The sequence below is a fragment of the Candidatus Methylacidiphilales bacterium genome (genome assembly GCA_033875315.1).
In the GTDB taxonomy this organism is placed as follows: Bacteria; Verrucomicrobiota; Verrucomicrobiia; order Methylacidiphilales; family CAZTYG01; genus JANRJG01.
On the sequence record JANRJG010000019.1, the window covers coordinates 39041 to 49454 of the forward strand.

10 protein-coding genes are annotated in these 10414 nt (G+C 61.2%); 3 read left to right on the forward strand and 7 right to left on the reverse strand.

All coding sequences use genetic code 11. The features are described from left to right. Nucleotides 1-43 precede the first annotated feature (43 nt). The gene (locus tag SFU85_06865) at nucleotides 44-2257 is read right to left on the reverse strand and encodes a carboxy terminal-processing peptidase (protein MDX6766495.1); all 2214 of its coding nucleotides are present in this window, start codon (nucleotides 2255-2257) and stop codon (nucleotides 44-46) included. Between the two features lie 73 nt (nucleotides 2258-2330). After that, nucleotides 2331-2756 (reverse strand): YlbF family regulator, encoded by a 426-nt coding sequence (locus SFU85_06870; protein MDX6766496.1) that lies wholly within the window; start codon nucleotides 2754-2756, stop codon nucleotides 2331-2333. Nucleotides 2757-2891: 135 nt separating this feature from the next. Between SFU85_06870 and SFU85_06875 the strand changes: the two genes are divergently transcribed. Together SFU85_06875 and SFU85_06880 are read left to right on the forward strand one after the other, a co-directional pair. After that, nucleotides 2892-3824: an ABC transporter ATP-binding protein gene (locus SFU85_06875; protein MDX6766497.1), complete on the forward strand. Its 933-nt coding sequence runs from the start codon at nucleotides 2892-2894 to the stop codon at nucleotides 3822-3824. Next, nucleotides 3817-4593, forward strand: a complete 777-nt coding sequence (locus tag SFU85_06880; protein ID MDX6766498.1) for an ABC transporter permease — start codon at nucleotides 3817-3819, stop codon at nucleotides 4591-4593. Before SFU85_06875 ends, SFU85_06880 begins: the two co-directional genes overlap by 8 nt. A gap of 55 nt (nucleotides 4594-4648) precedes the next feature. Here the strand turns inward: SFU85_06880 and SFU85_06885 are convergent, their stop codons facing one another. From SFU85_06885 to SFU85_06905, 5 genes are read right to left on the reverse strand one after another with little or no spacing between them, the layout of a single operon-like run. Beyond that, nucleotides 4649-5353: an ABC transporter ATP-binding protein gene (locus SFU85_06885; GenBank protein MDX6766499.1), complete on the reverse strand. Its 705-nt coding sequence runs from the start codon at nucleotides 5351-5353 to the stop codon at nucleotides 4649-4651. Next, on the reverse strand, nucleotides 5353-6126 hold the full coding sequence (locus tag SFU85_06890) for an ABC transporter ATP-binding protein (GenBank protein ID MDX6766500.1): 774 nt from the start codon (nucleotides 6124-6126) through the stop codon (nucleotides 5353-5355). Before SFU85_06890 ends, SFU85_06885 begins: the two co-directional genes overlap by 1 nt. Further along, on the reverse strand, nucleotides 6123-7328 hold the full coding sequence (locus tag SFU85_06895; GenBank protein ID MDX6766501.1) for a branched-chain amino acid ABC transporter permease: 1206 nt from the start codon (nucleotides 7326-7328) through the stop codon (nucleotides 6123-6125). The genes SFU85_06890 and SFU85_06895 overlap by 4 nt, the downstream gene beginning before the upstream one ends. Nucleotides 7329-7331: 3 nt before the next feature. Continuing rightward, a complete protein-coding gene (locus SFU85_06900; protein ID MDX6766502.1) occupies nucleotides 7332-8243 on the reverse strand; it encodes a branched-chain amino acid ABC transporter permease in 912 nt (303 codons plus the stop codon). 3 nt (nucleotides 8244-8246) lie between these two features. Beyond that, entirely contained in the window at nucleotides 8247-9365 is a 1119-nt protein-coding gene (locus SFU85_06905) for a branched-chain amino acid ABC transporter substrate-binding protein (GenBank protein MDX6766503.1), read from the reverse strand. 301 nt (nucleotides 9366-9666) lie between these two features. Between SFU85_06905 and SFU85_06910 the strand changes: the two genes are divergently transcribed. Next, a partial coding sequence (locus SFU85_06910) for a hypothetical protein (protein MDX6766504.1) occupies nucleotides 9667-10414 on the forward strand: 748 nt, incomplete at its 3' end.

Consider the following 10414-nt stretch of genomic DNA (forward strand, 5'->3'; position numbering starts at 1 on the left):
AAGAGAAACAAAAAAAAACGCTGACGCTCGGGAGAAATGCTAGCTATGAGCCGCTCTGCTGGGCGGCGACTTTCACCGCGCTGCCGTTCATGCCGATGAAATCCTGCAGTATACGGAGGGTTTCCTGGAGGTGGAGATCGCCGGCATAAAGTTCGTTGCCGGTGATCGGCTTGTCTTTGGGTGTGACGGCGTCTTCGTCCTCATCCGTGGCCACGGCATTGGGGTTGATCGGTTCGGTGCCGGCCGAGACCTTGATGCCCTCGTCTTTGTCGAATCCGTAACGGGTCACTTTGGGGCAGTTTTGGGCCAATTCCTTGATCTTGGCCTTGCGCTGTTCTTGGCGGGTTTTGTCCTCCAAGCGCTCCTTCTGGCGCTCTTTCTCATTGAGTGACACCGAAGGATTCTCGATGCGGGTGCGGAGTCGGGCGATTTCTTTGTTTAATTCGGCAAATTCAGGATTCTGGGCCAGGCGGTCTTTCGAACGTTTGATCAATTGGGGCAGGTCCCCGGCGATATCCGTGGAAACCTTGAATTTCTCGCCTTCGATTTCGTCCCAGGGAAGCGCATGCGGGAGTTTTTCCTCGCCGAGGTCGAGGTAGTCATTGAGCGAGGGCAGGTTGATGTCGGGCACGACGCCGCGCACCTGGGTGGAGTGGCCGTTGGGGAGGTAGAACTTCTGGATGGTGAGCTTGATCGCCCCGGCCTCAGGGGGTTTGCCGGTGATGCCGGCCAGATAACGTCCGATTTCCTGCACCGTCTGGACCGTGCCCTTGCCGTGGGTGCTCTGGTCGCCGATGATCAGGGCCCGCCCGTAATTCTGCAGTGCCCCCGCCGTGATCTCCGAGGCCGAGGCGCTCATCTTGTTGGTCAGCACAAAGAGAGGGCCGGTGTAAAAGGCCCCCTTGTCGAAATCGGAAAGCACGTGTTTTTTGCCGCGGGAGTCCTTGACCTGGACGACCGGGCCCTGGTCGATGAAGAGGCCGGTCAGGTCGACGGCCTCACTCAGCAGGCCGCCCCCATTGTTGCGCAGATCCAGGACCAGGCCGTCGACCTTGGATTCCTGCAGCTTGCCGATGAGCCGCTTGACGTCGGCGGTGGTGTTGGCCGCGGTCGATCCGTCGCTGCGCTCGATGTCCCCGTAAAAGGAGGGCAGTTGGATGACCCCCAGCTTCATGGCCGGAGTGTCCTTGATCGGGGGAATCTCGATCAGCTCGGCCTTGGCACGTTGGTTGGTGATCTTGATCTCGTCGCGCTTGAGGGCGACCTCCGACCTCATGGAGGGATCGGTCGCGTCGGCGGGTATGACCTTCAAGCGCACCTCGCTTCCTTTGGGGCCGCGGATGAGTTTGACCGCATTGCGCAGACGCATGTCGACGATGTCGACATATTCGCCCGGACCCTGGGCCACGGCGGTGATGCGGTCGTTGACTTTCAATCGCTTGTCCAGGTCGGCCGGACCCCCGGGCATGATTTCACGGATGGTGCAGTAGCCCTCGGGTGAAACCGTCAGCACGGCGCCGATGCCGAAGAGGGAGTTTTTCATCCCGATGACAAAATCTTCCAACGTATCGGGGCTGAGGTATTGGCTGTGGGGATCGTAAACCCGGGCCAGTGCGGTGAGGTAGGTCTCCACCACTTCTTCCGAGTCCATTTCCTCGATGTTTTTCTTCAGCCGGTCGTAGCGTTTTTGGATGCGGGCCAGCGGCGATTCGGTGGTTTTTTTGCCTTCATAGGCCAGTTTTTCCGATAGGACATCGTTTTTCAGCCGGCGTTCCCAGAGCACGTCGGCCTCGGCCGCATCCTTGGGCCAATTGCTCTTGCTGCGGTCCGGGTTGTAAGCTTCCGCGCTGTTGAAATCGAAGGGCTGTTTGAGACGCACGGCCACCTGGGCCATGCGCTCGTTGAAGCGTTTTTCGAAGATCTGGAAAATCTCCAGCGAAGCGGTGATCTCCCCGCGCTTGAGGTCGCCCCCGAGGGTTGGTCCAAATTTTTGGCGGATTTCCTCTGCGTCCGACTGGAGGAAAAAAAGCCGGTTGTAATCGAGGTCCTTCATGAAGGTGTCGATCCACTCCAAAGAAACCTGGTCGTCAATCGGGCGGCGGGCGAAGTGTTCTTCCTGGAGGAAACGGGCGATGTAGAAAGCCACCTGCCGGTATTTCGGGTCGATCGGACCCAGCTCGGCGCAAAGGGGGCGGACCTGGCCAACCAACAGGAGAAGCAGGAGCACCCAACGGAAGCATTTCATGGGAAACGACACGCGTAACAACTTACCTGCTAAACGGGGAAAAGTCACATCAGTTTCTGGGCGCCTGATTGTGCGGGTCCCGCCTTCACCCCTTGCACCCGCAACCCGAGCCACATCCACCCTGGTTGTCGCAGGCCAGTTCTTCTTCGGTGGGCAGACGCCCCAGTTCGAAGGTCTTGCTGATCAGCTTGTTGACCTCGTCCTGGATGCCGTTCATCGATTGCTGGGCCTCCAAGAAGGCCAAAGCCACCGGGTTCTGGACCAGGAGGGTGCGTTGGCGCTCAAAATCGGCAAAATCCTCGTCGCTGATTTCCTGTCCGGCGTGCTGGCGGGACTGGAGCAGGCGGCCCTTTTCGGTCACATGCCGGTATTGGGTTTGGGCTCCTTCGTCGACCAGGAAGCGTTCGACATCCTTGCGCAGTTCGAGGAAGGCCGGTTGGTTGACGATCAATTCGCAGAGTTCGCGGGTTTTGTCGCGGATGGCGGCTTCGTCGATGGCGGGCTGGATCATCCCGAGAGAATCCGCCAAGCGGGGGAAGTTTCAAGTTCCAATTCCGGGCAACGCCCGCAACCACGCCCTGCCGTCGGTCCATCTGCTGCCAGAACTTGCCCACCCCCGTCCCTCCTGTAATTTGTGGAACTTTTCATGGCTTCCCCCCCATCCTCACCCCTGATCATCCGCGCCCGCGCCGTGGCCAAACGCTTCGGCGATTTCGAGGCCCTGCAGTCCTTGGACCTTGATGTGCACGCCGGCGAATGCGTCGGGCTGCTGGGCCCGAACGGCGCGGGCAAATCGACCTTCATCGGCTGCCTCTATGGGGTGGTGGCCCGCAACTGCGGGGAACTGGAGGTTTTCGGACACGACCCGGCGAAAAGCCCGCGGCTGATCAAGGAACGTCTCGGGGTCGTGCCCCAGGAGAACGCCCTCGACGAGGGCCTGACGGTGCTGGAAAACATGCAGATCTACGCCCGCTTCGGGGGGCTTTCGAGGAAAGCGGCTCTGCCGCGCATCCAGGAACTCCTGGCCCACATGGCCCTTGAGCACAAGCAAGACGCCACCATCAAAACCCTCTCCGGCGGGATGAAACGACGCCTGACTTTTGTCAGAGCCCTGCTGTCCGACCCGGAATTGCTAATTCTTGATGAGCCCACCACCGGACTTGATCCGACGGTGCGACATCTCCTCTGGGACAAAGTCCTTTCCTTCCGCCAGGCCGGAAAGACCGTCCTCCTCACCACCCATTACATGCATGAGGCGGAATTGCTCTGCGACCGCATAGTCATTTTGAACAAGGGTTCCGTGGTTGGCAAAGGCGCCCCGCGCGAACTGATCGAGAAGGAGGCCCCGGGTTTTGTCGGCATCTTTGGAGAGGAATCGGAAAGCCGGCTCCGTCCCCATCTGGACAAGGCCTGGGACATCTTCCACCAGGGCCACCAATGCTGCATCCGCGCGCCGGGACTGGAGGATCTGGTCCGGCTGCAACAGACCGCCGGCATCCTGGCCCTGCAACTGCGCCCCTCCAATCTGGAGGATGTCTATCTGAAACTCACCGGCAGGGAGCTCGACGCCAATGAATGATCTCCGCATCTCCCTCCGGCTGGGCTGGCATGTGGTTGTCCGCAACTGGATGGTCTATCGGAAAGATTTCCTGGCCAACATCTCGCCCACGCTGGCCGACCCCGCGCTCATGATGGCCGCCCTCGGCTTGGGTCTCTCCCCCTACATCGGCCAGATCAACGGCCTGAGCTACGCGCAATACCTCGCCCCGGGCATGATCGCCACCACCGCCCTCTTCACCGCGTTCTTCGAATGCAGCTACGGCTTTTACGTGCGACTGAGCTTCGAATCGGTTTTCAAAGCCATGCTCACCACCCCCATCGGGGTGCGCGAGGTCGTCATCGGCGAATTCCTCTGGCTCTTCCTGCGCGCGGCGCTGATGGCGCTGGGCGTCGGTCTCGTCCTGGCTTTGATGGGACTGCTACCGAATCCCTGGGCCTTGTTGCTTTTCCCTTTCCTCGGCGGATTCCTTTCCCTGCCCTGCGGGGCCATCGGCCTGATCGCGGCCTCCCAGGTGCGCAACATCAACCAGTTCCAGACGGTCTACTCCTTCCTCATCGCCCCGATTTACTTCCTCTCCAGCGTTTTCTTCCCGCTAACCAACCAACCCGTGCTGGGCGTCATCGTCCAGTTCTCGCCCTTCTACCACGGGGTCCGGCTGCTGCAGATTTCGGCTTGGGGAACGTGGAACGCGGGGGAAATCCTTTTCCATCTGGGCGCCCTCCTGCTTTTCACCCTGGTCCTGGGCGCCTGGGCCTTCCGGCGGATCGAACGCAAACTGACGGCGTGAACCGCTCGTGTGCTAAGGTTCATCCACCGCCCGAGGCGGACAGGAAGCAACGGTTCTAACTCTCGCCGAGATAGGCCCGCCGCACTTCATCGCTGGCCAGGAGTTCCGAACCGGTGCCGCTGAGCTGGATCTCGCCGGTCACCAGGACGTAGCCCCGGTGGGCGATGCGAAGGGCCTGGCGGGCGTTTTGCTCCACCAACAAGACAGGTGTTCCCTCGCGGTTGATTTCCTGGATGATTTGGAAAATCTTTTCCACGATCAGGGGGGCCAGACCCAGGGAGGGTTCATCCAACATGAGCAGCTTCGGCTCCGACATCAGGGCCCGTCCCATGGCCAGCATCTGTTGTTCGCCACCACTCAGGGTCCCGCCCAGTTGTTCGCGACGCTCGGCCAGGATGGGGAAAAAATGGAAAATACGCTCCAGTTTGTCCGGGTTCCGCGCGGCGGGATGGATCAGTCCGCCGATGAGCAGGTTTTCCATGACGGTCATGCGCGGAAATATCCGGCGACCCTCGGGCGAAAGACCGATGCCACGCCGGAGAATGTCGTCTGGCGTGAGCGGTGGGAGTTCTTCCCCAAGCCAGCGGATCGATCCTGCGCTCCGGCGGACCACTCCGGCGACGGTCAGAAGGGTGGTGCTTTTGCCGGCGCCATTGGCTCCGAGCAGGGTGACAATTTCCCCCGCTCCCACCGCCAAGGACACCCCCTTGAGGACCTCGGTCGGCCCGTAACCGGCATGGACCCTGGTCAGTTCCAGCATCATATCAGATTTCCCCCCCCCAGATAAGCCCGGATCACATCGGGATTTGCACGGATCGAGGCCGGTTCTCCCTCGGCCAGCATCACGCCATGATCCAATACCAGGACACGGTCTGAAATTTCCATGACCACTTTCATGTGGTGTTCGATAAGCAGGATGGCCAGGTCGCGGCGGCGCAGGGTGGATATCAACTCGATGATCCCATTGACCTCGGAAGGATTCATGCCGGCACAGGGTTCATCCAGGAGCAGGACCCGGGGCCGGGTGGCCAGGGCACGGGCTATTTCCAGGCGCCGTTGCATCCCATAGGCCAGATCACGGGCGGGTGTTTCTCCCTGTCCTTCCATTCCCACCAACGCGAGCCATTCATGGGCTTCTTCGAGGTGGGCGGCCCGGCATCGCCGGAAGCGAGGGGTGCGCAGGAGAATGTCCCAGGGGGCGAGGGTGGTGTGGTGGAACTGGCCGACCAGGATGTTTTCCAAGGCGGACATCTCGGGGAAAAGGCGGATGTTCTGGAAGGTGCGGGCGATGCCGAGATGGCAGGCTTTGTGCGGGGCCAGGCCGGTGATGTTGCGGCCGTCGAACTCGACCCGTCCCCGGTCCGGGCGGTAGATGCCGGTAAGGCAATTGAAGAGCGTGGTCTTGCCGGCGCCGTTCGGGCCGATGACGCTGAGGAGGGAGCCGGGCCGGGCCTGGAGGTCGATGGCGTCGATGGCCTTGAGTCCACCGAACGATTTGCCCAAGCCTTGGGTGGTGAGGAGGGGTGCGCTCATGCCTCCCCCTTGATTTCGTGGGCCCGGCGGGAACTGCCAAGGAGACCCTGGGGCCTAAGCAGCATCATGGCCACCATGATAATGCCGAAGAGCAGGAGACGGTATTCCGAGAGGGCCGGAAGCTGGTCGCGCAAGAGGGTCGGCACCAGGTAGAGAATGGCCGCGCCCAGAAGCGAACCCGGGATGCTCCCCAGCCCGCCCAGGATGACCATGGCCAGGACCATGACCGACTGGTCGAACGAACAGGCGGCCGGGTCAACGAAGCCGATGAAGGCGGCGTAGAGCACTCCGGCCAAAGCGGCGAAGGCGGCACTGAGGGCAAAGGCCAACAGCTTCATCCGCACCACGGGGATGCCCATGCAAGCGGCGGCGGTCTCGTCCTCGCGGATGGCCACCCAGGCTCGGCCGATGGCGGAGTGGTAGATCCGACGGACCATCCAAGCCGACAAGGCGACGACCAACAAAACGAGCAGGTAACCCACGAGGGGGCCGGAAGCCGGGCCGACGGGTTGGATTTTTGAGGCGGCATCGATGCTGATCCCTTTGTCGCCGCCGGTGATTTCCAGATTGCGCATCAATTCACGGAAGCTCTCGGCGAAACCCAGCGTCACGATGGCCAGGTAATCGCCGCGCAGGCGCAGGCAGGGAAGCCCGACAAACCATCCGATCGCGCCTCCCAGGAAAAAAACCACCGGTGCGGCCATCCACCAAGACAGACCGGGCAGAAGGATCTGGCCGACCGCGAAGGCATAGGCCCCGAAGGCATAAAATCCCGCGTAGCCCAGCACAAGCAGGCCGGCCATACCCACGGTGATGTTCAACCCCAGGGCCTGGATCATGAACAGCCCGGCAAAAACCCCCATGGTCAGGTATTTGGGTCCGAGCCAGGGGGCGACAGCAACGAGACCCAACATAAGCATGGGCGTGAAAAGACGGTTATGCCCGCAAGCGCATGTCCATTCCCATCCCTTGGAAAAAACCGCCCTGGCCGGGGTCCAATAACGCAGCAAACAAACCGCCAGTACACTCCCGGCCACCGGGGCCAGGTCGCGGAAAAAGCGCAGGGCGGCGTCCCCCCCCCAAACAGTGGTGACGTTGCCGGAATTGTAATCATAGCGGAGCTTGAGCCAGAGGAAGGGGAAGGTGATGAGGAACAACCCGGCCGCTCCGAGGACTCCGGGATGTTGCCACCAGCGCTTCATCGCTCAGGCCTTTTCCGCCACCCGCTCGCCCAGCAGTCCACGGGGCCGCAGGATCAAGACCACCATGAGGATGAGAAAGGTGGTGCCGTCTTTCCAGTCGCTGCCGATCCGGTAGCTGGTGAGGTCCTCGGTCATGCCGATGATGAAACCTCCGAGCACCGCCCCCGGAATGTTGCCGATGCCGCCGAGAATGGCCGCGGTGAAGGCCTTCAACCCCATGCTGTAGCCGGAGTCGAAGCGGAGCACGCCCTGATACATGGCCACCATGACGCCGGCGGCCGCGGCCAGGCCCGATCCGAGGACGAAGGTGAAGGCGATGACCTTGTTGACCGGCACGCCGACCAGGGCGGCCATGCGCTGGTCCTGGGCGGTGGCCCGCATGGCCAATCCGATGCGGGTGCGGTGGATGAGGAGGAAAAGCCCGCCCATGAGGAGCAGGGAGGAAACCAGAATGACCGCCTGGAGCAGGGATACGGAAGCCTCGGCGCCCAGGGGGAGGGGAATCCGTGTGTCGGCCAGCGGGCCGCTGTCAAAGCGCGGGAAGTCGATCTTGTCCTTGCTGACACTGAGCCAGATGAAATTCTGCAGGACAATGGACAGGCCGATGGCGCTGGTCAAAGGGGCCAGGATGTGGGCCCGGCGCAGACGACGGTAGGCGATGCGCTCGTTGGCATAACCGTAGGCCGCGGCCAGAAGGATGGCCAGCACGGCACCTATCACCAAATTGACACCCAACACCGGGCCCCAGAGCGTGGAGAGTACCCCGATGGCGAACACGGCGGCGAACATCCCGATCATGAAGATGTCGCCGTGGGCGAAGTTGATCATCCCGAGGATGCCATACACCATGGTGTAACCGAGCGCTACCAGGGCGTAGATCGCCCCGCGGGCCAGACCGTTGACAAATAAATCCATGGATCAGGGGGCGGCGGGGACGAATTTCCCGTCTTGGACGGTCCAGATGATGTAGTTGGTCTGGCGCAGGTCGCCCTTTTCATCGAAGGACACGGGACCGAGCGATGTTTCAAAGGTTTTGGACCGCAGGACTTCCGCCACTTTCGCGGCTTCGGTGGTTCCAGCGGCGGCCATGGCCTGGAAGAGCACGTTGGCGGCCTCATAGCCATAGATGGAGTACGGACCCTCGGGACCGAAGCGGGCACGGTATTTTTCCAGGAAACCCTTGGCGGCGGGGATTTGTTGGAAATCGGGACCGAAGGTCAGGTAAACGCCACTGGCTTTGTTTCCGGCCGTGTTGAGGAATTCCTGCATGATCGTGCCATCGCCGCTGAGGAAAGGCATGTCCGAACCGCCGTCGCGCAACTGCACCAGCAGGGGCCCGGCCTGGCCATACATCCCCCCCCAGAAAACCGCCTGTGCCCCGGAAGCGCGCACGGCGGAAAGGGTGGCGCGGAAATCCATTTCCTCCCCGCTGATGCCGGCGAAGAATCCAACCTTTCCTCCCAGGGCTTCAAAGGTTTTCTTCACTTCCTCGGCCAATCCCTGGCCGTAGGCGGTCTTGTTGTGGAGGACGGCGATGGTTCCCGCCTTCAGGGTGTCGCGCGCATAGCGGGCCGCCACCACGCCCTGCTGGTCATCGCGCCCGACGATCCGGAAGAGCGAACGGAATCCGCGTTCGGTGACGGTGGGATTGGTCGAGCCGGGTGTGATCTGCAGGATGCCGTTCTGTTGGTAAATCTCAGAGGCCGGGATGGTGCATCCGCTGTTGAAATGGCCGATGACGGCGGCCACCCCTTCCGAGACCAGCTCCTGCGCCACGGCCACCGCTTGATTGGGTTTGCCCTCGTCGTCGCGGGACACGGCCACGATTTTTTTACCGAGGAGTCCGCCCTTTTCGTTCCATTCATCGATCGCGATCTGCGATCCATAAAACATGGTGGTGCCGATCTGTCCATCGGAGCCCGTCTGGACTCCGGCCAGACCGATCTTGAGGGTGGAATCCGATTTCTGGCATCCGGCTGCTCCGAGAGCAAGAAGCAGACAAAGTATGGGAAAAGGAGCCTTCACGGGTGATTTCATCCCTTGCTTGTAAAGTTTAGGACCGGTCGGGTCAACTTTTTCAAATCAACCGGACGTCGAAAGCCCCCCTGTGAAGCGATTTGGGAGCGGGTGGGCATAGGCCCCGGACATGGGCTTGAAGTGGATCCACGTCCAAGTTGGCATTGCTTTTGCTTATCATTCTTCATGCTCGATACAAACCAGCCCGGATCTGCGGCTTTCCGCTGCGATAACCGTTTGGGCCGGATCGTGCGCAGGGTGACCACATCACGGGTGTGATGGGGGATATCCCGGAAACAAACAACCCAGTTAGGAATCCACTATGTTGAAAATCAAGATCGCGGCATTGGCTTTGGCCATGTCGTTCATGGCCGGGACCGGCATGTTGCCGGCCCAGGAAAGCACACCGGCCGCCCCGGCCGCGGAAGCCGCTCCCGCACCCGAGGCGCCCCCCACCCCGGAACAACTCGCAGCCCGCATCGCCGACCTCGAAACTTATTTCGGGAATGTGGCCCCCTCGGGCGACGGCAAACTGGCCGGAGTGGCCGGTCCCGGACACAACGGCTTCCTCATGGTTTGCGCCGCGTTGGTGCTTTTCATGACTCTGCCCGGCCTGGCCCTTTTCTACGGCGGCCTGGTTCGGACCAAGAACGTCCTCAGCGTGCTGGCCCAGTGTCTCGGCATCGCCGGTCTGGTCACCATCCTTTGGTACGTCTGCGGGTTCACGCTGATTTTCGGCGAACACCCTGCTGAAGGCGCACCTGCTTGGGCTCCTTATTTCGGCAGCCTGAAATACCTTTTCCTCGATGGCGTGGGTGCCGCACCCAACACCAACTACACCGCCTGGCCCTCCTGGTCCACCTTCTCGATGTACCAATTGATGTTCGCCATCATCACGCCGGCCCTCATTATTGGTGCGATCGCGGAACGCATGAAGTTTTCAGCCGTTCTGCTTTTTGTCACCATCTGGATGTTTGCTGTATATTTCCCCCTTGCCCACATGGTCTGGGGAGCGACAGGTCTCATGAACGGTGTCTGGAATGCGGAAGCCACGATTCCCTCCATCGACT